This is a genomic window from uncultured Mycobacterium sp. (assembly GCF_964249325.1).
GTDB lineage: Bacteria > Actinomycetota > Actinomycetes > Mycobacteriales > Mycobacteriaceae > Mycobacterium.
The window spans coordinates 36692-59561 of the sequence record NZ_CAXUCH010000004.1; the positions used below are offsets into that span (position 1 = coordinate 36692).

The 22870-nt window shown below is 65.6% G+C and carries 19 protein-coding genes and 4 pseudogenes (1 of these 23 only partly in view); 15 read left to right on the top strand and 8 right to left on the bottom strand.

Annotated elements, in window-relative coordinates:
- Nucleotides 1–67, bottom strand: a pseudogene (locus tag ACFE99_RS01285) (TetR/AcrR family transcriptional regulator) (it extends 557 nt beyond the left edge of the window).
- Between the two features lie 116 nt (nt 68–183).
- Here ACFE99_RS01285 and ACFE99_RS01290 point away from each other — a divergent pair.
- The 3 genes from ACFE99_RS01290 (at nt 184) to ACFE99_RS01300 (ending at nt 3279) form a co-directional block, all read left to right on the top strand.
- A complete protein-coding gene (locus tag ACFE99_RS01290; protein WP_375481666.1) occupies nt 184–1083 on the top strand; it encodes an alpha/beta hydrolase in 900 nt (299 codons plus the stop codon).
- 139 nt (nt 1084–1222) lie between these two features.
- Nucleotides 1223–2434 (top strand): acyl-CoA dehydrogenase family protein, encoded by a 1212-nt coding sequence (locus tag ACFE99_RS01295; protein WP_375481668.1) that lies wholly within the window; start codon nt 1223–1225, stop codon nt 2432–2434.
- A 101-nt stretch (nt 2435–2535) separates the two neighbouring features.
- Nucleotides 2536–3279: a TetR/AcrR family transcriptional regulator gene (locus tag ACFE99_RS01300; RefSeq protein WP_375481670.1), complete on the top strand. Its 744-nt coding sequence runs from the start codon at nt 2536–2538 to the stop codon at nt 3277–3279.
- Here the strand turns inward: ACFE99_RS01300 and ACFE99_RS01305 are convergent.
- Nucleotides 3276–4451: a thiolase family protein gene (locus tag ACFE99_RS01305; RefSeq protein WP_375481672.1), complete on the bottom strand. Its 1176-nt coding sequence runs from the start codon at nt 4449–4451 to the stop codon at nt 3276–3278. The two genes, ACFE99_RS01300 and ACFE99_RS01305, sit on opposite strands and share 4 nt — an antisense overlap.
- Before the next feature lie 47 nt (nt 4452–4498).
- A complete protein-coding gene (gene oxc, locus ACFE99_RS01310) occupies nt 4499–6235 on the bottom strand; it encodes an oxalyl-CoA decarboxylase (protein ID WP_375481674.1) in 1737 nt (578 codons plus the stop codon).
- Nucleotides 6236–6277: 42 nt separating this feature from the next.
- On the opposite strand from oxc, the gene ACFE99_RS01315 reads away from it, so the two are divergent.
- Both ACFE99_RS01315 and ACFE99_RS01320 read left to right on the top strand, forming a co-directional pair.
- The gene (locus tag ACFE99_RS01315) at nt 6278–7795 is read left to right on the top strand and encodes a FadD7 family fatty acid--CoA ligase (RefSeq protein ID WP_375481676.1); all 1518 of its coding nucleotides are present in this window, start codon (nt 6278–6280) and stop codon (nt 7793–7795) included.
- Nucleotides 7792–9375: a gamma-glutamyltransferase family protein gene (locus ACFE99_RS01320; protein WP_375481678.1), complete on the top strand. Its 1584-nt coding sequence runs from the start codon at nt 7792–7794 to the stop codon at nt 9373–9375. Before ACFE99_RS01315 ends, ACFE99_RS01320 begins: the two co-directional genes overlap by 4 nt.
- Before the next feature lie 79 nt (nt 9376–9454).
- Here ACFE99_RS01320 and purD read toward each other — a convergent pair whose 3' ends face one another.
- Nucleotides 9455–10723: a phosphoribosylamine--glycine ligase gene (gene purD, locus ACFE99_RS01325; protein ID WP_375481680.1), complete on the bottom strand. Its 1269-nt coding sequence runs from the start codon at nt 10721–10723 to the stop codon at nt 9455–9457.
- Between the two features lie 23 nt (nt 10724–10746).
- Here purD and ACFE99_RS01330 point away from each other — a divergent pair.
- Both ACFE99_RS01330 and ACFE99_RS01335 read left to right on the top strand, forming a co-directional pair.
- Nucleotides 10747–11187 (top strand): annotated as a pseudogene (locus ACFE99_RS01330) (steroid C27-monooxygenase); the annotation flags it as partial.
- Nucleotides 11162–11789: pseudogene (locus ACFE99_RS01335) on the top strand (TetR/AcrR family transcriptional regulator). The pseudogenes ACFE99_RS01330 and ACFE99_RS01335, both read left to right, overlap by 26 nt.
- Here ACFE99_RS01335 and ACFE99_RS01340 read toward each other — a convergent pair.
- From ACFE99_RS01340 to ACFE99_RS01355, 4 genes are all read right to left on the bottom strand, one after another.
- Nucleotides 11786–12220 (bottom strand): carboxymuconolactone decarboxylase family protein, encoded by a 435-nt coding sequence (locus ACFE99_RS01340; RefSeq protein ID WP_375481682.1) that lies wholly within the window; start codon nt 12218–12220, stop codon nt 11786–11788. The pseudogene ACFE99_RS01335 and the gene ACFE99_RS01340 sit on opposite strands and share 4 nt — an antisense overlap.
- An 11-nt stretch (nt 12221–12231) precedes the next feature.
- Complete coding sequence (locus tag ACFE99_RS01345; RefSeq protein WP_375481684.1) at nt 12232–13089, bottom strand: NAD(P)-dependent oxidoreductase; 858 nt, start codon at nt 13087–13089, stop codon at nt 12232–12234.
- A complete protein-coding gene (locus ACFE99_RS01350) occupies nt 13086–13835 on the bottom strand; it encodes an SDR family oxidoreductase (protein ID WP_375481686.1) in 750 nt (249 codons plus the stop codon). Before ACFE99_RS01350 ends, ACFE99_RS01345 begins: the two co-directional genes overlap by 4 nt.
- A 76-nt stretch (nt 13836–13911) precedes the next feature.
- Entirely contained in the window at nt 13912–15375 is a 1464-nt protein-coding gene (locus ACFE99_RS01355; protein WP_375481688.1) for an aldehyde dehydrogenase, read from the bottom strand.
- A gap of 179 nt (nt 15376–15554) precedes the next feature.
- On the opposite strand from ACFE99_RS01355, the gene ACFE99_RS01360 reads away from it, so the two are divergent.
- The 8 genes and pseudogenes from ACFE99_RS01360 to ACFE99_RS01395 all read left to right on the top strand — a co-directional run.
- Nucleotides 15555–16181, top strand: a complete 627-nt coding sequence (locus tag ACFE99_RS01360) for a TetR family transcriptional regulator (protein ID WP_375481690.1) — start codon at nt 15555–15557, stop codon at nt 16179–16181.
- Nucleotides 16178–17392, top strand: a complete 1215-nt coding sequence (locus ACFE99_RS01365) for a cytochrome P450 (RefSeq protein WP_375481692.1) — start codon at nt 16178–16180, stop codon at nt 17390–17392. Before ACFE99_RS01360 ends, ACFE99_RS01365 begins: the two co-directional genes overlap by 4 nt.
- Nucleotides 17393–18211: an SDR family oxidoreductase gene (locus tag ACFE99_RS01370; RefSeq protein WP_375481694.1), complete on the top strand. Its 819-nt coding sequence runs from the start codon at nt 17393–17395 to the stop codon at nt 18209–18211. It begins immediately after the preceding gene.
- Nucleotides 18212–18222: 11 nt separating this feature from the next.
- Nucleotides 18223–19575 carry a cytochrome P450 gene (locus tag ACFE99_RS01375; RefSeq protein ID WP_375481705.1) on the top strand — a complete coding sequence of 451 codons (1353 nt, stop codon included), beginning with the start codon at nt 18223–18225 and terminating at the stop codon, nt 19573–19575.
- Nucleotides 19575–19781 carry a ferredoxin gene (locus ACFE99_RS01380; RefSeq protein WP_375481696.1) on the top strand — a complete coding sequence of 69 codons (207 nt, stop codon included), beginning with the start codon at nt 19575–19577 and terminating at the stop codon, nt 19779–19781. Before ACFE99_RS01375 ends, ACFE99_RS01380 begins: the two co-directional genes overlap by 1 nt.
- A 2-nt stretch (nt 19782–19783) precedes the next feature.
- Nucleotides 19784–20329: a nuclear transport factor 2 family protein gene (locus tag ACFE99_RS01385; RefSeq protein ID WP_375481698.1), complete on the top strand. Its 546-nt coding sequence runs from the start codon at nt 19784–19786 to the stop codon at nt 20327–20329.
- A 186-nt stretch (nt 20330–20515) separates the two neighbouring features.
- On the top strand, nt 20516–21643 hold the full coding sequence (locus tag ACFE99_RS01390; protein WP_375481701.1) for an NDMA-dependent alcohol dehydrogenase: 1128 nt from the start codon (nt 20516–20518) through the stop codon (nt 21641–21643).
- Nucleotides 21644–21648: 5 nt separating this feature from the next.
- Nucleotides 21649–22719: pseudogene (locus ACFE99_RS01395) on the top strand (dihydrodipicolinate reductase); the annotation flags it as partial.
- Between the last annotated feature and the right edge of the window lie 151 nt (nt 22720–22870).

Sequence of the window (22870 nt, forward strand, 5' to 3'; positions counted from 1 at the left end):
CCGCGCTGACCAGCGCGTACCGCCGGCGTTCTCCCTTGGGAGTTACAGCTGCGGTCACTCTCGTCATGCTGCCAGCCAGCCAGGTAGCGCATTGGCCTTTCGGACAAACGCCCTGGCGCTGGCCTGTCGCCGGCGGTGCAGAGCAATGCGCTGAGCAGTAGCGGCGGCGCCTATGATGCCCGCATGCCCGACTTGTCCCGTCGTAGCGTGCTGCGCCTGGGAGCCGGCGCGGCTGCCGTAGCAGTGGGCGATTATGCGCTCGGCGGGCAGCTGCGTCCGCGGCCCTCGCTGGCCGCGCCGGTGTCGATGGCGGCCACCGGCATTCCGCTGGCGCCGGCCGCACCGCGGGAACCAGCTCCCGCACCGGCTGCGGCTCCGACGATGGCCACCGGCTCCTTTGTGTCAGCGGCGCGCGGCGGCATACCAACCAATTGGGCGATCGCCCGCCCGCCGGGCCAGACCAAACCGCTGCGGCCGGTCATTGCGCTGCACGGCAAGGGCTCAGATGCGGCCACCGTGATGGCCGGCGGCGTCGAGCAGGGGCTCGCGCAAGCGGTCAAAGCCGGCCTGCCGCCGTTCGCGGTGGTCGCCGTCGACGGCGGGGGAAGCTATTGGCACAAAAGGGGTTCCGGCGAGGATTCGGGCGCCATGGTGCTGAACGAGCTCATTCCGATGCTCACCACGCAGGGCTTGGACACCGCGCTGGTGGCGTTCCTGGGCTGGTCGATGGGCGGCTACGGCGCCCTGCTACTCGGCAGCCGGCTCGGACCTGCGCGCACCGCGGCCATCTGCGCGGTGAGCCCTGCGCTGTGGCTATCGCCGGGGGCCACCGCACCCGGCGCATTCGACGGCGCCGACGACTGGTCGGCCAATTCGGTGTTCGGCCAGCCAGCTCTGGCCTCGATCCCGATCCGAGTGGACTGCGGCAACAGCGACCCGTTCTACACGGCGACCCGGCAATTCGTCGCCCAGCTACCCAACCCACCGGCGGGCGGCTTCTCACCCGGTGGGCACGACGCCGCGTTTTGGAGCTCCCAGCTGCCCGCCGAGCTCAGCTGGATCGCGCCGTTGCTGGTCGCCTAGGAACCCGCGTGGTCAGCTGCACCGAAGGTGGTGTACAACTGTTCACTAAGAGGGTTGCATGGCGTCCCCGCGCGCTCGGTCACCACACCGTCCGCGAGCAACCGCCTCCGGCCAGCACCACGACAGATAAGGAACAGCGATGGCGTTTTCGCTCGATCTCTCCGATGACGTGATCCATGTTCGCGACTGGGTTCATGAGTTCGCCGCCGATGTGGTGCGACCGGCAGCCGCCGAATGGGACGAACGCGAAGAGACCCCGTGGCCGATCATCCAGGAAGCGGCCAAGGTCGGCCTGTACTCGATCGACCTGTTCGCCACCCAGGCGGCCGAACCGAGCGGGCTGGGCATGCTGACAGTGTTCGAGGAAATGTTCTGGGGTGACGCGGGAATCGCCTTGTCGATCCTGGGCACCGGGTTGGCCGCGGCGTCGCTGGCCGCTACCGGAACTCAAGAGCAGCTCGCCGAGTTTCTGCCGCAGATGTTCGGCACCGTCGACGAACCAAAGCTGGCGTCGTTTTGTTCGTCGGAACCAGACGCGGGCTCCGACGTTGGCGCGATCGCGACCCGCGCGCGTTATGACGAGGCGAGCGGCGAGTGGGTCCTCAACGGCACGAAAACCTGGGCCACCAACGGTGGTATCGCCAACGTGCACATCGTGGTCGCATCGGTGTATCCCGAGTTGGGTACGCGCGGGCAGGCTACCTTCATCATTCCGCCGGATACGCCCGGATTCCGGCAGGGACAGAAGTTTTCCAAGCACGGCATCCGCGCCTCACACACCGCTGAGGTGATTTTGGAGGACGTGCGGATCCCGGGCCGGTTGATCGTCGGCGGCAAGGACAAATTCGACGAACGTATTGCTCGTGCGCGCGAAGGGAAGAGCGCCGGCGGCCACGCGGCCCTGACGACGTTCGAGCGTACCCGGCCGGCGGTGGGCGCGATGGCGTTGGGAGTGGCACGCGCGGCCTACGAATACGCCTTGGAATACGCGCAACAGCGCGAACAGTTCGGCCGGAAGATCGGCGATTTCCAGGCCATCGCATTCAAGCTGGCGGATATGAGGGCCCGGATCGACGCGTCGCGGCTGCTGGTGTGGCGGGCGGGGTGGATGGCCCGCAACAACAAGCGGTTCGTCGCCGCAGAAGGTTCGATGGCCAAACTCGTTGCCAGCGAGACCGCGGTGTACGTCACCGACGAAGCGGTGCAAATACTCGGCGGCAACGGCTACACCCGCGAATACCCCGTGGAGCGCATGCGCCGAGATGCCAAGATCTTCACGATCTTCGAGGGCACCAGCGAAATCCAACGCCTGGTCATGAGCAGGGCGATCACCGGTTTGCCGCTGCGCTGACCCCGCAGGGCAGCCGTTACCAGAAGGCTTACCATAGCTGATACGATAAGCGGCTGACGTGCGCCCGCCGGGTAGCGCAGAACCTCAGGAGGTTCCCCGAATTGGCTAAGCAGGCAGTCGCCGAGAAAAGGCAGCGGCGTGAACGCGGATCCATCAGCGTCGACGAAATCCTCAACGGCGCCTTCGAAGTCGCCGAGCAGGTGTCGATCGACAACCTGAGCATGCCGCTGCTGGCCAAGCACCTTGACGTCGGTGTGACAAGCATCTACTGGTACTTCCGCAAAAAGGACGACCTGCTCAACGCGATGACCGACCGCGCGCTCGGTCAGTACGACTTCGCCACCCCGTTCGTCGAAGGCCGGGACTGGCGCGAGTCGTTGCACGACCACGCCCACAAGATGCGCCAGACGTTCCGCAACAATCCGATCCTCTGCGATCTCATCCTCATCCGGGGAAGCTTCGGAAAAGAAGCCACCCAGGCTGCTTTCCAGAAGCTGGAGAAGGCGGTCGCCACCCTGGTTGAGGCGGGGCTGTCGCCGGAGGACGCTTTCGACACCTACGCCTCGATCTCGGTGCACACCCGCGGCTCGGTGGTCCTCGAACGCCTGCAAGCAAAGTCGGCCAGCGAGACGCCGCGCCCTAACACCGCGGGGCGCGTCATCGACCCGGCCACGATGCCGCTCATCGCCGAACTGACCCAAAAGGGCCACCGCATCGGAGTGGCCGACGACATCAACTTCGAATACGGCCTCAACTGCATTCTTGACAACGCCAGCCGGCTCATCGAAAAAAATGCGAAAGCTCCTGGCAGCAAAGCGAAATCGAAGCGCCGGGCATCCGGCTAGACCTCGATAAGGACGGCTCCGCCTTGGCCGCCGCCGGCGCACATCGCGGCTACGCCGATGCCGCCGCCACGGCGGCCCAGTTCGTGTACGAGCGTGGTGAGCATGCGCGCCCCGGTGGCCGCGATGGGATGGCCCAGGCTGCAACCGCTGCCGTAGACGTTGACCCGATCCTCGTCGAGCCCGTACTCACGACAGGCGGCGATGGGCACGGAAGCGAACGCCTCGTTGATCTCCCACAGCGTGACGTCGTTGGCAGACAAACCGGCTCGATCCAGCACCTTGCCGATCACCAGGACCGCTCCCAGCCCGGTGTCGCGCGGTTCGACGCCGACCGCCGCCCACGTTTTGACGCTGCCCAACACGGTGAGTCCCGCCGAACGGGTGAATTCCTCGTCGGTCAGGGTCAGGGCTGCGGCGGCGTCATTGGTGCCGCTGCTGTTGCCCGCGGTGATGGAAAACCCTTCGATCTCCGGATGTAGAACCTTCAGCGACGCCAGCTTCTCCATGCTGGTGTAGCGGCGCGGATGTTCGTCGACGCTGAACTCGGTCAGCGCCCCGTCGTGACCTTGAATCTTCAGCGGCACGATCTCGTCGACGAACGTGCCGGCATCGATAGCCGCAATTGCGCGCTGATGCGACCGCAACGCCCACGCATCCATCTCTTCGCGGGTGATTCCGACCGCTTTGGCGGTGTTCCAGCCCACGGTGATGGACATGTCGCGGGTCGGCGCGTCTGGTGTTTCCGGATGCGACGGCGGCATCCAGCGCTCCTCGAACTCCAGGCTCGGCCCGGGGATGCGCCAGTTCATCAGCGGCCCCGTCGACAGTGACTGCACGCCCCCGGCCACAAGCACGCGCTCGACACCGCAGCCGATGTGGGCTGCCGCGTTGGCGACCGCGGTGAGGCTGCCCGCGCAATGCCGGTTGACCGCCTGCCCGGGCACCGATACCAGCTCCGAGGCCGCAGCGGCGTACCGCGCCAAATCGCCACCGCCGTAGTGGGACTCGGCGAAGATGACGTCGTCGACGGCGGCGGGCTCCACCCCGGATCGCCGGACCGTTTCTTGCAGGACGGTGGTTGCCAGCACTTCCGCGGGCGTGTTGACCAACGAGCCTTTGAACGATGTCCCGATGGCGGTCCGCACGGCGCTCACGATGACGGGCTTGGGCATGTCCTCAACCTTCACTCGAGACGGCTTGGAAACAGCAATAGTAACAACTACCGTAGTGGCGACGATAACCGGGGATCAGGCGGGGGCGTGGCTGCGCTTTTCGGGTTGAGGCTGGTCAGGTGCCCGCTTTCGGTGCCTGCGGCGGGGTCGAGTTCGCAGTCGACGATCGCCGGTGCGTTGGAGGCCACCGCGTCGGCCAGCGCCGACCGCAACTCGGCCGAGGTTGTGACGTGATATCCCTTGCCGCCGAACGCTTCTGCGATCAATTCATGACGGGCGTGGGCGCAAAGGACGGTGGGTGCTGGGTCGGTCCCCGCTGTCGGGGCCTCGTCGCCGCGGTAGACGCCGCCGTTGTTGAGTACGACGACCGTAATCGGCAGTCGGTAGCGGCAAATGGTCTCGAATTCCATGGCGCTGAAGCCGAATGCGCTGTCACCCTCGATCGCGACCACCGGTTGTCCGGTTTCGACGGCCGCGGCGATGGCGTACCCCATGCCGATGCCCATGACTCCCCATGTTCCGCTGTCGAGTCGGTGTCGCGGGAGCTGCATGTCGATGACGTTGCGGGCGCTGTCCAACGCGTTGGCGCCTTCGTTGACCACATAGAGTTGCGGATGGTGCGCCAGGACGTCGCGAATGGCGCGTAGCGCGTTGTGAAACCGCATTGGGTGCGGATCTTCGGCCAGGCGCTTGCGCATTGCGGCGTCGTTGTGGCCCCTGCGCTCGGCGAGCTCGCTGGTCCACGCGTTCGGCGGGACGATCGGTTGCTCCTGTACGCGGTCGAGCAGCGACGCCATCACCGAGCCGATGTCGCCGGCCAGCGGCGCCGCGATCGGTCGGTTGCTGTCGAATTCGGAGGCCTCGATATCGACCTGGATGAACTTCGCATCGGCGGACCATCTTGGCGGCTCGCCGTGGCCCAAAAGCCAGTTCAACCGGGCACCGACCAGCATGACGACGTCAGCGCGGGCCAGCGCCAGCGAGCGCGCGGCGGCAACAGACTGCGGGTGGCTATCGGGCAGCAGACCCTTGGCCATCGACATCGGCAGAAACGGAATCCCGGTGGTCTCTACGAATCGCCGAATCATGTTATCCGCCTGGGCGTATGCGGCACCTTTGCCGAGCACGATCAGCGGTCGCTGGGCCTGTGCGAGCAGCCCCAAGGCGCGATCGACTGCCTCAGGCGCCGGAAGTTGCCGGGGAGCGGGATCGAGCACGCGCCAGAGGGTTTCGGCGGTGGTGGCAGCGTCGATAGCCTGGGCCAGCACCGCGCCGGGGATGTCAAGGTAAACGCCACCCGGCCGACCGGAAGCGGCGGTGCGAATCGCGCGGGCAACGCCCAGCCCGATGTATTCCGCCCGGGCGATGCGGTATGCCGCTTTTGCGAACGGTCGAGCCGCATTGAGTTGGTCGAGTTCCTCGTAGTCCCCGCGTTGCAGGTCGACCAGCTCTCGTTCGCTCGATCCGGAGATCTGAATCATCGGGAAGCAGTTTGTGGTGGCGTTCGCCAGCGCGACGAGGCCGTTGAGGAATCCGGGCGCCGACACCGTCAAGGAGATGCCCGGCCGTCCGGTGAGAAATCCGGCGGCGGCCGCGGCATTGCCGGCGGAGGTTTCGTGCCGGAAGCCGATGAAGCGGATTCCAGATGCCTGCGCGAGGCGGGCCAGGTCGGTGATCGGGATACCCACGAGCCCGTAGATCGTCTCGACCCCATTGAGCTTGAGCGCGTCGACAAGCAAATGGAAGCCGTCGGTCAATTCGGCCGATGTAGAGTGCGTGGTCATCGCTCCACTGTTGCATTCGGGCAAACGACTAGCGTGTGATCGATGACTTCCACCGCCGAAACCTCAAGCCCGCGCATCATTGATCTGCTGCAGGCGGCGGCAAGTCGCCACCCGGATGCGCGGGCGCTTGTCGTCACCGCCGATCGCATCCCGATCACCTATCGTGGCCTGCTCGGGCTGGTCGACGAACTCGCCGGCAAGCTGGCGCGCTGTGGACTGCGGCCCGGCGACCGGGTGGCGCTGCGGGCCCACAGCAGCGCCGAGTTCGTCGTCGGGTTGTTGGCGGGATCCCTTGCGCGCCTTGTGGTGATCCCGCTGGATCCCGGGCTCCCAGTCGCCGAACAGCATGCCAGGATCACGGCGGCGGCAGCGCGGGTTGTCTTGGTCGCCGCCGTCGACACCAAAGAGTCGCCGTTCCCCTCTTGGCCCGTCTCGCTGAGCGACAGCGGGGTGCATCTCGACACCGCCGCGGCGCTATCCCCGACCATCGCCGCACCCGAGGGATTGCGGCCCGACGACGCGATGATCATGTTCACCGGCGGCACCACCGGGTCGCCGAAGATGGTGCCCTGGACGCAGGACAACATTGCCTGCTCGGTCCGCGGCGTCATCACCACCTGCGGGCTTGGCCCGCAGGATGCGACCGTCGCGGTGATGCCGCTGTTCCACGGTCACGGGCTGATTGCCGCGCTGCTGTCGACCCTGGCGTCTGGCGGCACGGTGCTGATTCCCGCTGCCGGGCGGTTTTCCGCGCACACCTTCTGGGACGACGTCCGCTCCGCCGGAGCCACCTGGTTCACTGCGGTGCCGACAATTCACCAGATTCTTTTGGAGCGCAACGCAATTGACCGTCCGCGCGAACGTGTGCAACTTCGGTTTGTTCGCAGCTGCAGTGCGGCGCTCAGTGCCGAGACCGCGCAGGCGTTGCGCATGGAATTTTCCGCACCCGTGTTCAGCGCATACGGCATGACCGAGGCCACGCACCAAGTGACGAGCACGAGAGACGACCAGACTGTGACGACGGGCCTGGTCGGCCGGTCCAGCGGTGCCGACATCCGGATCGTCGGCGACGATGGCCGGACATGCCCGCCGGAGGCCGTCGGGGAGGTTTGGCTGCGCGGCCGCACGGTGGTGCGCGGCTACCTTGCCAATCCGGCCGCAACGGCCCAGACCTTCACCGACGGCTGGCTGCACACCGGCGACCTGGGGTCGCTGTCGGAGGCGGGAGAGCTGACGCTTCGCGGCCGGATCAAGGAGCTGATCAACCGGGCCGGCGAGAAGATATCGCCGGAGCGTGTGGAGGCGGTGCTCTCCAGCCACCCGAACGTCGCCGAAGCAGCCGTGTACGGCGTCGCCGATCCGCTCTACGGGGAGACAGTCGCGGCGGTGGTGGTGCCCAGTTCCTCCGGTCCTGTGAGCGTGGACGAACTGGACGCGTTCTCTCGGCAGCGGCTTGCGCCCTTCGAGGTGCCCGCCAGTTTTCAGGTGACGGACGAGTTGCCGCACACGGCGAAGGGTTCGGTGGATCGCCGCGCAGTGGCCGAACGGTTCCGACAGTGACCGCGCCCTTTGGTTGGGACTTTCCGTATGGCTGGCCGCGAAAGCCCGTGCTCGCCCGCAACGTTGTATGCACGTCACAACCTCTTGCCGCGCAAGCTGGACTGCGGATGCTCGCCGAAGGTGGCGGCGCGGTCGACGCGGCCGTTGCCGCCGCTATCACTCTTACGGTGGTGGAACCGGTTTCCAACGGGATCGGCTCAGACGCCTTCGCCATCGTCTGGGATGGCCACCGCCTGCACGGACTCAACGCGTCGGGCCGATCCCCGGCGTTGTGGACACCGGAGTACTTCGGCGACAACGGTGTTCCGGCGCTTGGCTGGAACTCGGTCACTGTGCCCGGCGCAGTGTCGGCTTGGGTGGAACTGCACGCCAAGTTCGGCCGGCTCCCCTTTGCAGGGCTCTTCGAGCCTGCAATCACCCACGCCCGCAATGGTTTTCTGGTCTCGCCGACGGTCGCTGCGCAGTGGGTCGATCAGGTGCCGCTGTTCAAGGAGCAGCCGGGGTTCGCCGACGTATTCATGCCCGACGGTCGGGCGCCGAGGGCCGGCGAGCTCGTCACGTTTCCAGACCACGCGGCCACGCTTGAGAAAATCGCCGCCACCGACGGCGCGGCGTTTTATCGCGGAGACCTTTCGGCGCGACTGGAGGCGCACGCGGCGGCCAATGGCGCTGTCATGCGGGCCAGCGACCTCGCCGCTTATCGCGCCGACTGGGTCGACACAATCAGCATTGCCTACCGTGGCTACACCATCCACGAAATCCCGCCCAACGGCCAGGGAATCGTCGCCTTGATCGCCCTAGGCATTCTCGAAAATCTCGAGATGGATTCTGCCCCAGCAGATTCCGCAGACAGTGTGCATCTGCAGATCGAAGCACTCAAACTGGCTTTTGCCGACGCGCACGCGTACGTCGCCGACATCGACCACATGCCGCTACGTCCACAGCACCTGCTCAACCCGGAATACCTCAAGCAACGGGCAACACTGATCGACCCGAAGCGGGCCAAGCCGGCGTCTGCAGGAACTCCGCGCGGGGGCACCGTGCATCTCACCGCGGCTGACGCCTCCGGCGTGATGGTGTCGATGATCCAGTCGAACTACATGGGATTCGGCTCCGGTGTGGTGGTGCCGGGCACGGGGATTGCATTGCAAAACCGCGGCGCGAACTTTGTCGCGGCACAAGGCCATCCGAATCAAGTGGGCCCCAATAAGCGGCCTTACCATACCATCATCCCGGCTTTTGTCACCAAAGACGGCGCGCCGGTGATGAGCTTCGGGGTGATGGGCGGCCCCATGCAGCCTCAAGGCCACGTGCAGGTGATGGTTCGCATCGTCGACCACGGCCAGAATCCGCAGACGGCCTGCGACGGTCCCCGGTTCCGCTGGGTGCAGGGCATGCAGGTCTGCTGCGAACACGGTTTTCCGCAGTCAACTCTCGACGAGCTGACGCGGCGCGGTCACGACCTGGTGACGGTGGACGACTACAACCAGTTCGGCAGCTGCCAGGCGATTTGGCGGCTCGATGACGGCTACCTTGCGGTTAGCGACCCCCGCCGAGACGGCCACGCCGCGGGTTTCTAGTGGGCAAAATGGTCACCCTCTTTGCGGCGAGTCACCTGTGACGGATGGGACAGTCGGGTCTGCTTCGGTGCGTCGTCGACTAGACGTGGATCTTTCCCTCGGCAGCCAGCAGGGCGATGTCACGGCGAAAGTGCCCGCCAGGCAAGCGAATCGAGCCGAGAATGTCATACGCCGCCTTGCGCGCCGCGGGTAGGTCGGCGCCCGTGCCCACCACCGAGAGCACCCGACCACCGGCGGATACGATCGCACCGTCGTCGCGGCGGGCCGTTCCGGCGTGCAACACACCGTCAGCCTCGGACCCCACGACCACGTCGCCGAGCCGTGGGCGACCCGGGTAGTTTTCGGCTGCCAGCACCACCGTCACCGCTGCACCGTCGCGCCAGCGCAAATCTCCGAAGTTCGCCAACTCGCCGGTGGCAGCCGCGTAAAGCAGTTGGCCCAGTGGCGATTCCAGCAACGCCAGCACCGACTGGGTTTCGGGATCACCGAATCGGCAGTTGAATTCGACCACCGCCGGCCCTTTGGAGGTGATCGCAAGACCGGTGTAGAGCAGTCCGCAAAACGAGCTGCCGCGCCGGGCCAGTTCGGCGGCAATAGGTTCGACGATCTTGGTGACCATCTCGCGGTAGACGTCGGGCGGTAGCCAGGGCAGTGGCGCGTAGGCGCCCATGCCGCCGGTGTTGGGTCCGGTGTCGCCGTCGCCGACCCGCTTGAAGTCCTGCGCGGCCAGCATCGGGACCACGGTGGGGCCGTCGACCACGCTGAACAACGAAACCTCGGGTCCTTCGAGGTAGGACTCCAACAGCACAGGATGACCGGCCTCCAGCAGTCCGGCCGCATGCGCGCGCGCGACCTCGCGGTCGGGTGTCACGACCACACCCTTGCCGGCCGCCAGCCGGTCGTCTTTCACCACCCAGGCGGGATCACCCGCGGCCACCCCGAACCGGCTCAGGGCCGCATCCAAATGCGCAGGATTGTCCACGATCTCACTGGAAGCGGTGCGCACCCCGGCCGCGGCCATCACCTCCTTGGCAAATGCCTTCGAGCCTTCGATCCGGGCGGCCTCCTTGGAGGGGCCGAAGCACACGATGCCGGTCTCGCGCACAGCGTCGGCGACGCCGAGCACCAGGGGTATCTCCGGGCCGATCACCACCAGATCGGCCCGCACCCGCCGCGCCAGCGCGGCGACCTGGTCGCCTGAGGTGACGTCCACACGGTGCTGCTCGGCGATCAGCGCGGTGCCGGCGTTGCCCGGAGCGACGGCGAGCGCCTCGACCTGCGGATCTTTGTGCAGAGCCAACAGCAGGGCATGTTCACGGGCACCGGAGCCGATCACCAGGACGCGCACGACGTCACCCTATCGGCCTGACAGCGACCCCGGGCCATGAAATCGTGCGCACCGCGGCCGAGAAGGCAACCGGCAACTTCGTCGACGACATCGCGATGAAGCTGCCGCTGCTGGCGATCGCCGACCTCATTGGCGTTCCGGAGGCCGACCGCGCAAAGCTGTTCGCCTGGACCAATTCCGTCATGAACACCGACGACCCCGACTACGACAGCGATCCCACGACGGCCAATGCGGAGCTGATGGGCTACGCCTACACCATGGCTGAGGAGCGTCGCCGTTGTCCGGCCGACGACATTGTGACCAGGCTGGTCCAGGCCGACGTTGACGGCGAATCGCTGGGTGACACCGAGTTCGCGTTCTTCGTCATCTTGCTGGCCGTCGCGGGGAACGAGACCACCCGCAATGCCGTGACGCACGGCATCAACGCATTTTCCGACTATCCCGACCAGCGGGAGCTCTACAAGGCGGCGTGCGTACCACGGGTGGGCCGGTGCAGCGCCGGCCACTGACGACGAGGCCGTCGCCCGGATCCTGGCCGCGGCCAGTAACGCAATCGACGGCCGCGGTGCCGACTTCAGCATCGCCGACGTGGCGCGCGCGCTGGGAGTCACCCGGCAGACGGTCTACCGGTACTTCCCCAGCACCGACGCCCTACTCCTGGCGGCGGCAACCCGCGCGGCGACTGGCTTTCTCGACCGGTTGGCTACGCACTTGTCGGGGATCACCGATCCTGTGGAAGCGGTCACCGAAGCGATACCACCCTGGAGTGGTTGCCCGCCGACAAACACATCAGTCTGCTGCTGGCGCCCGACCGCGGTAACGCGTTCACCCCGGACGTCACGTCCGGCGTAGCCCTGCAATTCGCAACTCATTGTTGCGCCGGTTGGACGTCGACTGGGCCGCAGCGGGTTTGACCGACGACGACCTGGCTGATCTGGCCGAGCACTTGCTGCGCATCGTCCAGTCGTTCGTCATCGATCCCGGCCGGCCGCCCCGACGCGGAGAGAACTTGCGCAACTACCTGCTTCGTTGGGTCGGCACAGCGGTGGGCGACGGTCGACGTTAATCCAGCGACTTGCCGGTGTGCATCTGGACCGCCGCGTTGACGTTGGCCTTCTTGTCGTTAGCGGTTCCTTCGGCGGCGGCCTTCTTGCGTTTAGCCATGACGCGTTCGATCACGCCGTTGAGCCCCGAGCCGAGCGGGAAGCCGACGTAATGGGTCAGGAATATCGCCACCTCGCGCAGTTCGTCCTCGGTCAACTCGCCGTTCTGCAGCGCAGCGTTGACCTGCACCTCCGACAAGTCCTGCAGTCCGAGCGCGGTAACAACCGACAACGTCATCAGCCGCTTGTCGCGCATGGACAACCCCGGCCGGGTCCAGATGCGCCCGAAGAGATGATCGACGGTCAGCGCGAAGTACTCACCCGGCATGTCCGGCATCTCCCAGGCGTAGACCTCGTTCATTTTTTCGAGGCCCTTGCGGCGCAGTTCGTCCATCGCGTCTCCAATCAATTCGACGACGTCGTGTGCGGTAAGCCAAGCCCGTCCGCCAGCCGCTGCAACGCCACTTTGGCCAATGGCAGCTCCACCGACAGCGCCTCACCCAGCTCCAACGCCAGGCTCAAATCCTTTTCCCCCAGCTCGCGGGTGTGCAGGAACGGCTGATACAAGAAATGGTCGGGCTCAAGTGGTTTCATGTCGTCTCGCACCATGATCGCCCCGGGACCGCCGGTAAGCGCATCGGTGTGGCGCACTACCCGACCAAGCGCCTGCAGGTCCAGCCCGGCAGCCTCGGCCAGTTTCATGGCTTCACAGGCGGCGGCGTACGAGGTGAACGTCAACATATTGCGCGCCAGCTTCATCCGCGTTCCGGCACCCGGCCCGCCGGCGTGGATGACCAGTGACGCCCACTGTTTGAATGCCGGCTTGATGCGCTCGTAGACTTCCCGCTCGGCGCCCACCATGGTGGCCAACTCGCCCTTTTCGGCGGCACCGCCGCCGCCACTGACTGGTGCGTCGACGATGTGAAGGCCTTGCGGTTTCAGCTCGTTGGCCAATTCGACCGCCGTGGTGTCGCTGATCGTGGAGTGGATCGCGATCACGGTGCCCGGCTTTGCGTTGGCCGCCAGTTCGGCGACAACGTCGCGCACCTGGGCATCGTCGAGCACAGTGACGCTGATGATGTCGGCGCTGGCAACGTCGGCGACGCTGTCGCCCAGCAGGGCGCCGGCTTCGGCCAGCGGCGTCATGGCTTCGGTGCGCACGTCGAAAACCGTTAGCCCACCGGGCCATTCGACGAGCCGCCGCGCCATCGGCGCACCCATGTTGCCCAGCCCGATGTAGCCCAGCTTCGGATGTTGGCTCATGACCGGATGATCTGTCCGCCGTCGACGTTGAAGATCTGGCCGGTGATCCAGGACGCCTGATCGGACAGCAGGAAAAGACACATGCCGACCAGATCTTCAGGCGTGCCCATGCGCGACAATGGAATCTGCTTAACCATGTCGTTGACGATGTCGCCGGGCGTGACGGTTTTGGTGGCTTCGGTGTCGATCGGGCCCGGCGCAATCGCGTTGATGCGGATGTTCATACCGCCGAGCTCGCGGGACAACTGCTGGGTCAACCCGTTGATGCCGACCTTGGCCAGGCCGTAGAAATTCGAATACAGCCAGGCCGCCGTCGAGGATTGGTTGACAATCGCGCCGCCGCCGCGTTTGGCCATCTTCTTGTACACCGCGCGGGTGCAGACCAGTGCGCCGTCGAGGTTGACGCTCATGAACTTCTTGTAGTAATCCCAGGGCACAGTCAGCAGCAGGTCGAGTTTCATGCCGCCGTAGATGGCGGCGTTGTTGACCAGATAGTCGATGCCGCCGAACTCCGCGACCGTAGCGTCGGCCATCGCCTTGGCCGACTCCGGGTCAGAGACGTCGACCGGCATGTGGATGGCCTTGCCGCCGTCGGCGACGATCTGCTTGGCCGCCGCCTGGGCTGCGTCGGCGTTGATGTCGGCGACCACCACCGAGGCACCTTCGCGGGCCAGCGCCTGAGCATAGGCCTGGCCGATGCCCTGTGCCGCGCCGGTGACGATGGCCACCTTGTTGTCGAATCGCATTGTCTTCCTCTCCGCCGAGTGGCCACTTATTGCACGCGTTTGGCGAAAAACCGTGTGATAACTGGCCACTCGCGACTTACACCGCTGTGGCAACGAGTTTGGTCTCGAGGTACTCCTCGAAGCCGGCCAGCCCCATCTCGCGGCCGATGCCGGATTGCTTGTAACCGCCGAACGGCGCGTCGGCGGAGTACCACACGCCGCCGTTGACATTGACGGTGCCGACCCGAAGCCGCGCCGCAACCTTGGCGGCGCGCTCCGGCTCGCCGTAGACGGTGCCCGACAGCCCATATGGCGAGTCGTTGGCGATGCGCACCGCATCGTCGTCGCCGTCATGAGCGATCACCGTGAGCACCGGACCGAAAATCTCCTCGCGGGCGGGCCGGGCGTCGTTGGTGAGCCCGACGATCACCGTCGGTTCGATGAAGAACCCGCTCGCCTTGTCCGCCGGCCGGCCGCCGCCGCAGGCGAACGAACCACCTTCTGCCACAGCCAAATCCAGATACCCCTGCACACGATCACGCTGCCGCGCCGAGATCAACGGCCCGCACACCGTGCCGGGATCGTTGGGATCGCCCGGTTTGATCGAGCCCATCGTGGCGGCCGCAATCCCCACCGCCTCGTCGTAGCGGGCCCGCGGCACCACCAGCCGGGTAGTGATCGCACAGCCCTGCCCGGCGTGCATGGACGCCGCGAACGCCGACACCGAGCATGCGCCCGCCATATCGGCGTCGTCGAGCACCACGAACGCCGACTTGCCGCCCAGCTCCAAGAACACCTTCTTGATGTTGGTCGCGGCATCGGTCATCACGCTGCGACCGGTGGCGGTCGACCCGGTGAACGAAATCATGTCCACCCGGGGATCTTTGGCCAACAGCGCCCCCAAGCTGTGATCGCTGGACGTGACGATGTTGACCACGCCCGGCGGAAAGTCGGTGTGCTCGACGATGAGCTCCGCGAGCGCTCCCGCACACCACGGTGTGTCAGGTGCCGGTTTGAGGACCACGGTGTTGCCCGCTGCCAGCGCCGGCCCCAGCTTGGCCAGGTTGATCTGATGCGGAAAGTTCCACGGGGTGATTGCCCCGACCACGCCGACGGCTTCCCGTGCGATGGTGCGCCGGGTCGGGATGCCCAGCGGCGCAGCCTCACCGAGATCCTGGTTCCACTGGTATGTCTCGGCGGTGTCCGCGGAGAACGCCAGGTCGTTGATTGGTCCCTCGAGCTGTGCGCTGGCGGTGAGCATCCGCGGCGCGCCGACCTCCGCTATCGTCAGCTCCCGCAATTCCTCCAGGTGTTCGCGCAGCGCCTCACGCAGCTGGCGCACACACCGCACTCGCAACTCGGTGTTGCGGGACCAGTCGGTTTCGTCGAAAGCCCGCCGCGCCGCGTCGATTGCGCGGCTCATGTCCTCGGCACTGGCGTCGGCGGCGCCCCCGAGCACTTCCTCGGTCGCCGGATTGATGGTCGGGAACGTTCCGCCGCTGCCGGCCGACAGTTTGCCGTCGATGAGTAGGGCACTTACGCCGTCCGCCAATAACGCCATCGCATGCTCCCGCCTCGCCACATAATGGACAGTTGTCCGGAATACTCCAGTCGAACCATAGCCGTCGGGTTGGCGCCGGTGCAAGGTCCGAAGCCAAACATATCGGTGACTGTCCTGATTATTGCGGGTTTAGCCGACGCCACTTGCTTCGCCGCGCACATATCGGTTAGCTTGGACAGGTGTCCAGCGATGCAGTGGTCGCGATCACTTCCCAGCCGGATGGTCATCCCGGCGACGCGCCGCGGAACCGCCGCCAGGAGGAGACCTTCCGCAAGGTGCTGGCCGCCGGGATCGAAACGCTGCGGGAGAAGTCCTACGCGGACCTGACGGTGCGTGCGGTTGCCGCTCGGGCCAAAGTGGCCCCGGCGACCGCCTACACCTATTTCTCGTCGAAGAACCATCTGATCGCCGAGGTGTATCTGGACTTGGTGCGTCAGGTGCCCTACTTCACCGACGTCAACGAGCCGATGCCGGTCCGGGTCGACAAGGCGTTGCGGCACTTGGCGCTGGTGGTCGCCGACGAACCCGAGGTCGCCGCCGCCTGCACGACCGCACTGCTGGGAGGCGGCGCTGATCCAGCGGTGCGCAAGGTGCGCGACCGGATCGGCGCCGAGATCCATCGCCGGATCACCTCGGCCATCGGACCCGACGCCGAGCCGCGGACCGTAGCCGCACTGGAGATGACGTTCTTCGGCGCGCTGGTTCAGGCCGGCAGCGGAGCCTTCACCTACCACCAGATCGCGGACCGGCTCGCCTACGTGGTCGGCATGATCCTGCCCGGGCAATCCAATGGAGAAAATCGATGACCGTACAGGTGGGCGACCGCCCCGACGAACTGGTGCTCGACCCCTACGACTATGACTTCCACGAGGATCCGTACCCGTACTACCGGCGGCTGCGCGACGAGGCTCCGCTGTACCGCAACCACGAGCTGAAGTTCTGGGCGTTGTCGCGTCATCACGACGTGCTGCAAGGATTTCGCAACAGCACCGCGCTGTCGAACGCGTACGGCGTTTCGCTGGATCCGGTTTCTCGCAGTGCCGATGCGCACAAGGTGATGTCGTTTCTGGCGATGGACGACCCCGGACATTTGCGGCTGCGCACCCTGGTCTCTAAGGGCTTCACTCCGCGGCGAATACGGGAACTCGAGCCGCGGGTTCGCGAACTTGCCCGGACCCACCTCGACGCCGCCTTGCAATCCGAAAGTTTCGACTTCATCGCCGAATTCGCCGGCAAGCTGCCGATGGACGTCATCTCCGAGCTGATGGGCGTGCCCGAATCCGACCGGCCCCGGATCCGTGCGTTGGCCGACGGGGTGCTGCACCGCGAGGAGGGCCTGGCTGACGTGCCCCAGAGCGCGGTGCAGGCGTCGATCGATTTGATGGCCTACTACACCCAGCTGATCGCCGAATTCAAGAAAACCCGGGCCGACAACCTGACTTCGGCGCTGCTGGAGGCCGAGGTCGACGGCGACCGCCTTACTGACGAGGAGATCTTGGCGTTCTTGTTCCTGATGGTGATCGCCGGCAACGAGACCACCACCAAGCTGCTGGGCAACGCCGCCTACTGGGCGGGGCGCAATCCTGATCAGTTGACGCAGGTGTTCGCCGACCACACCAAAATTCCGTTGTGGGTGGAAGAAACGCTGCGCTACGACACCTCCAGCCAAATCTTGGCCCGCACCGTCGCGCACGACCTCACGATGTACGGCACTACTGTCCCCGAAGGTGACGTGGTGTTGCTGTTGCCCGGCTCTGCCAACCGCGACGACCGGGTGTTTCCCGACGCCGACGAGTATCGCATCGGCCGCGAAATCGGTTCGAAGCTAGTCAGTTTCGGCAGCGGCGCGCATTTCTGCCTGGGAGCGCATTTGGCGCGGATGGAAGGCCGTGTGGCGCTGGAAAAACTGCTGAAGCGCATCCGCGGCTATGCGGTGGACGAAAACAACGCCGTGCGAGTGCATTCCAGCAACGTGCGCGGGTTCGCTTACCTGCCGATCAGCGTGGAGGTCGCCTGAATGCCGCGTTTGGAACCGCATCCTGAGCGCCGCCCTGCGATAGTGGCCGGTGCGTCGTCGGGCATCGGGGCAGCCACCGCGGTGGAACTTGCCGCCCGGGGCTTCCCGGTCGCGCTGGGAGCCCGTCGGGTCGAAAAGTGTGAGGAGATCGTCGACAAGATTCACGCGCAAGGCGGCGAAGCGGTCGCACTCTACCTCGACGTCACCGATCCGGAGTCGGTCAAGGGCTTTGTGCACCGCGCCACCGAGCAACTCGGCGACATCGAGCTACTCGTCACTGGTGCCGGAGATACCTATTTCGGCCGCTTACACGAAATCAGCACCGACGTCTTCGAATCCCAAGTGCAGATCCACCTCATCGGTGCCAACCGGTTGGCCACCGCGGTGCTGCCGGGCATGCTGGAGCGCCAACGCGGCGACCTGATCTTCGTCGGTTCCGACGTCGCGCTGCGCCAGCGGCCGCACATGGGCGCCTACGGCGCGGCGAAGGCGGCGCTGGTGGCCATGGTCACCAATCTGCAGATGGAACTCGAAGGAACCGGAGTGCGCGCCTCGATCGTGCATCCGGGCCCGACCAAGACCGGCATGGGCTGGAGCCTGCCGCCCGAATCGATCGGCCCAATGCTCGAGGATTGGGCCAAGTGGGGGCAAGCCCGCCACAACTACTTCCTGCGCCCGTCCGACCTGGCCAGGGCGATCGCGTTCGTCGCCGAAACACCGCGCGGCGGGTTCATCACGTCGATGGAGATCCAACCCGAGGCGCCGCTGTCGAATGCGCCGGCCGAACGCAAGCAACTGAAGTACCCGGAGGAGTCGTGACAAGTCAACAGCTGAAAGAGGTTCCGCGGGTCTCGGGCGGCCACCAGGAACACGGGCACCTTGAGGAGTTCCGCACCGACCCCATCGGCCTGATGAGACGCGTCCGCGACGAGTGCGGCGACGTCGGCTGGTTCCAGTTGGCCGGCAAGCAGGTCGTGCTGTTGTCGGGCGCCGAAGCAAACGAGTTCTTCTTCCGTGCCAGCGACGACGACCTCGACCAGGCCGAGGCGTATCCGTTCATGACACCGATCTTCGGCAAGGGGGTAGTGTTCGACGCCAGCCCCGAGCGGCGAAAAGAAATGCTGCACAACGCCGCACTGCGCGGCGAACAGATGAAGGGTCACGCCACCACCATCGAGCGCGAGGTCCGCCGGATGATCGCCGGTTGGGGCGACACCGGCGAGATCGACCTGCTGGACTTCTTCGCCGAGCTGACCATCTACACGTCGACGGCGTGCCTGATCGGCAAGAAGTTCCGCGACCAGCTCGATTACCGCTTCGCGCGCCTCTACCACGAGCTCGAGCGCGGCACCGACCCGTTGTGCTATGTCGATCCTTATCTGCCGATCGAGAGCTTCCGCCGCCGCGACGAGGCCCGAAAAGCGTTGGTGGCGCTGGTGCAAGACATCATGGACAACCGGACGGCCAACCCGCCGGCCGACAAGAGTGATCGTGACATGCTCGACGTGTTGATCACTGTCAAAGACGACGAGGGCAATCCCCGGTTCTCGGCTGACGAGATCACCGGCATGTTCATCTCGATGATGTTCGCCGGGCATCACACCAGCTCGGGCACTGCCGCATGGACGCTGATCGAGTTGATGCGCCATCCCGAGGTCTACGCAGGGGTGATCAAGGAACTCGACGAGCTCTATGCCGACGGTCAACCGGTGAATTTCCATGCCTTGCGCCAGATTCCGCGGCTTGAGAACGTGCTCAAGGAGACGCTGCGGCTGCACCCGCCGCTGATCATCCTGATGCGGGTAGCCAAAGGCGAATTCGAGGTAAAAGGCTTTCCCATCCATGCTGGCGACTTGGTGGCAGCGTCACCGGCAGTCTCCAACCGCATCCCCGGGGACTTCCCGGAGCCCGACGACTTCGTGCCGGAACGATACGACGAGCCGCGTCAGGAAGACCTGATCAACCGGTGGACCTGGATTCCCTTCGGTGCCGGTCGGCATCGCTGCGTGGGCGCCGCGTTCGCCACCATGCAGATCAAGGCGATCTTCTCGGTGCTGTTGCGCGAGTATGAGTTCGAGATGACGCAACCGTCGGAGAGCTATCGCAACGACCATTCCAAGATGGTGGTGCAGCTGGCCCAACCGGCCCGTGTGCGCTACCGCCGCCGCCGCGGGAGTCGATGATGGGTTACAAGGTGATAGCCGATTTGGATCTGTGCCAGGGGCACGCGATGTGCGAGCTGGAGGCGCCCGACTATTTTCGGGTCCCCAAACGCGGCCAGGTCGAAATCCTCGACAACGAGCCGCCCGACGAGGCCAGGAAACAAATCGAGCAAGCGGTGTGGGCCTGTCCCACTCAGGCGCTGTCGATCCACGAGACAGGAGAGTGACCATGCCCGGATTCCTACGCCAGGAACTCGAGGACGTCGTGCAGCGCTGGCTGGAGGCCAACCGGGAGGCCGAAAGAACCGGTGACTGGCGCATTCTCGCCGACTTCTACACCGACGATGCCACCTACGGATGGAACATCGGGCCGAAGGAGGACGTGATGTGCGTCGGCATCGACGAGATCCGCGACATCGCGCTGGGCCAGGAAATGGAAGGCTTGCAGGGGTGGCGCTACCCGTACCAGCGCGTCGTGATCGACGACAAGATCGGCGAAGTGGTGGGGTTCTGGAAGCAGGTCGCAACCGACGCCGACGGCACCGAGCAGGAGGTGTACGGCATCGGCGGCAGCTGGTTCCGCTATGCCGGTGGCGGCAAATGGAACTGGCAGCGCGACTTCTTCGACTTCGGGCACGTCTCGGCGCTCTACATGGATCTGATCAAGGCAGGCAAGCTGTCGGCGGGCATGCATAAGCGCATCGAACGCGGTATGGCCGGTGAGAAGGTGCCCGGCTACTACCCGCTCGGAAAGGCTCCGGTACCTCTGTGGTGACTTTTGTCGCGGCGATCGACTGGTTTGCCGCAAGCCGCCCGCTGCAGGGCTGCGAGCTATCAGCTCCGGCGCAGTGCCTGGCCGGTAAATGTGATCCAGCACTCACCAGCCACAACTCGACACGTAGGCTCACCTAATCGGTCGCTTCGACGCAGGCTCGGAGCCAAGTCACGGCGGGAGGTTCACGTGAAGACAAAGGGCGCGCTGATCTGGGAGTTCAACCAGCCATGGTCGGTCGAGGAAATCGAGATCGGCGATCCGCAAAAGCACGAGGTCAAGATCCAGATGGAGGCCGCGGGTATGTGCCACTCCGACCACCATCTGGTGACCGGCGGCATCCCGATGGCGGGCTTTCCGGTGCTGGGCGGGCACGAAGGCGCCGGCATCGTCACCGAAGTGGGCCCAGGTGTTGAGGATTTCGCCGAGGGCGATCATGTGGTGTTGTCGTTCATCCCGTCGTGCGGCAAATGTCCTTCGTGCCAGGCGGGTATGCGCAACCTGTGTGATCTGGGCGCCGGGCTGCTCAACGGGGCTGCAGTGTCCGACGGCACGTTCCGCATCCAGGCCCGCGGCCAAAACGTCTACCCGATGACCCTGCTGGGCACCTTCTCGCCTTACATGGTGGTCCACGAAAGCTCGGTGGTGAAGATCGACCCGTCGGTGCCGTTCGAGGTGGCCTGCCTGGTCGGCTGCGGTGTAACGACGGGCTACGGTTCGGCCACCCGCGCCGCAGACATCCGGCCCGGTGACGACGTCGCGATCGTCGGCGTGGGTGGGGTCGGCATGGCGGCGCTGCAGGGCGCGGTCAACGCCGGCGCGCGCTACATCTTCGTCGTCGAGCCAGTCGAATGGAAGCGCGACCAGGCACTCAAATTCGGTGCCACCCACGTTTATCCGGACATGGAGGCCGCGCTGATGGGCATCGCCGAGGTGACCTACGGTCTGATGGCCAAGAAGGTGATCGTCACCGTCGGCGAGCTCAAGGGAGCCGACATCGATAGCTACATCAACATCACCGCCAAGGGCGGCACCTGCGTGCTGACCGCCATCGGCAGCCTGCTGGACACCGACGTGACGCTTAACCTCGCGATGCTGACCCTGATGCAAAAGAATCTGCAGGGCACCATCTTCGGCGGCGGGAACCCGCAATACGACATCCCCCAGCTGCTGTCGATGTACAAAGCGGGCAAACTCAACCTCGACGACATGATCACCCGGCAGTACAAGCTCGAGCAGATCAACGACGGTTACCAAGACATGCTGGACGGCAAGAACATTCGCGGCGTCATCCGCTTTACCGACGCCGACAGGTAGCCACCGTGACTCAGCCGGTACGGGTGTTCCAGGTGGCCTCCGGGAACGTGGGCAGCGAGATGATCAAACGGATCGCCCGCCACCCTGACCTGGAACTCATAGGGCTGCACTGCTATTCACCCGACAAGGTGGGCCGCGACGCGGGCGAAATAGCCGGCATCGGCCCGATCGGTGTCGCGGCCACGGGAACGGTGGACGAGATCATCGCCGCTGCACCGGACTGCGTGACCTTCCATGGAGTGTGGCCGGACCTCGAGCTGTACGAGCGAGTGCTGCAGGCCGGCATCAATATCGTCACGACCGCGGACTGGGTTACCGGCCATCATCGCAACACCAACCACCGGTTTCCCGACGGCCGCAGCGAATCCGAAGTGCTGCAGGCCGCCTGCCTGCGCGGGAACTCGACGTTCTACGGCACCGGCATGAACCCCGGGCTCGCGCAGATCCTGACGATCGTGCACAGCGCCGACGTCGCCGACATCGAAAACGTCACCTGCATCGAATCCGTGGACGTCTCGTGTCACCACTCGGCGCCGACCTGGGCCAACTGCGGATTCGGCCGCCCCGTCGACGATCCCGAGGTGCCGCGTCTGCTGGAGCTGGGCACCCGGGTGTTCGAAGACGGCGTGCGGATGATGGCCGACTGCCTCGACATCGCACTGGACGAGGTCACGTTCTACTACCAGCTCGCTGCCTGTACCAAGGACGTCGATCTCGGGTGGTACTCGCTGCCCGCCGGCTCAGTGGGCGGTGCAGCGTTCCAGTACGTCGGCACGAGCGGCGAAGTGCCGAGAGTGGAGCTGCACCTGGAATGGCAGATGACACCACACACCAAGCCGCACTGGGATATTCAAGGTTGCTACATCACCAAGATCCAGGGCGACCCGTGCATCTATAGCAAGCATCTGATCCTGCCCAAGGCGGGCACCGACTTCTCGAGCCCGGAGTCGGTCGCGGCGATCGGCATGACGGTCACCGGGATGCCCGCGCTCAACGCCATCCGCGCAGTGGTCGGCGCACTGCCGGGCATCGTCACCAGCGCCGACTTGCCGCTACGTGCGTTCGCCGGGCGGTTCGCGGCGCCGGTCGATGCCGACCCGCTGCGCCCGGCTTCGCCGCGCTTGCGATCGGCTCGGCCCGATGGTGGCGACCCGCTGCGCCCGGCTCCGCCGCGCTTGCGATCGCCACAGTGAACGCGTTTACCCATCTGCTGCGGCCCGGACGGAT

Bases quoted from the DNA above. Each gene is read 5' to 3' on its own strand.
- ACFE99_RS01370 (WP_375481694.1), top strand. From the start codon at position 17,393: ATGCCGCGTTTGGAACCGCATCCTGAGCGCCGCCCTGCGATAGTGGCC.
- ACFE99_RS01290 (WP_375481666.1), top strand. From the start codon at position 184: ATGCCCGACTTGTCCCGTCGTAGCGTGCTGCGCCTGGGAGCCGGCGCG.
- oxc (WP_375481674.1), bottom strand. From the start codon at position 6,235: ATGACCACGCACTCTACATCGGCCGAATTGACCGACGGCTTCCATTTG.
- ACFE99_RS01355 (WP_375481688.1), bottom strand. From the start codon at position 15,375: ATGGCGTTATTGGCGGACGGCGTAAGTGCCCTACTCATCGACGGCAAA.
- ACFE99_RS01315 (WP_375481676.1), top strand. From the start codon at position 6,278: ATGACTTCCACCGCCGAAACCTCAAGCCCGCGCATCATTGATCTGCTG.
- ACFE99_RS01340 (WP_375481682.1), bottom strand. From the start codon at position 12,220: ATGGACGAACTGCGCCGCAAGGGCCTCGAAAAAATGAACGAGGTCTAC.
- ACFE99_RS01295 (WP_375481668.1), top strand. From the start codon at position 1,223: ATGGCGTTTTCGCTCGATCTCTCCGATGACGTGATCCATGTTCGCGAC.
- ACFE99_RS01365 (WP_375481692.1), top strand. From the start codon at position 16,178: ATGACCGTACAGGTGGGCGACCGCCCCGACGAACTGGTGCTCGACCCC.
- ACFE99_RS01350 (WP_375481686.1), bottom strand. From the start codon at position 13,835: ATGCGATTCGACAACAAGGTGGCCATCGTCACCGGCGCGGCACAGGGC.
- ACFE99_RS01305 (WP_375481672.1), bottom strand. From the start codon at position 4,451: ATGCCCAAGCCCGTCATCGTGAGCGCCGTGCGGACCGCCATCGGGACA.
- ACFE99_RS01385 (WP_375481698.1), top strand. From the start codon at position 19,784: ATGCCCGGATTCCTACGCCAGGAACTCGAGGACGTCGTGCAGCGCTGG.
- ACFE99_RS01380 (WP_375481696.1), top strand. From the start codon at position 19,575: ATGGGTTACAAGGTGATAGCCGATTTGGATCTGTGCCAGGGGCACGCG.
- ACFE99_RS01345 (WP_375481684.1), bottom strand. From the start codon at position 13,089: ATGAGCCAACATCCGAAGCTGGGCTACATCGGGCTGGGCAACATGGGT.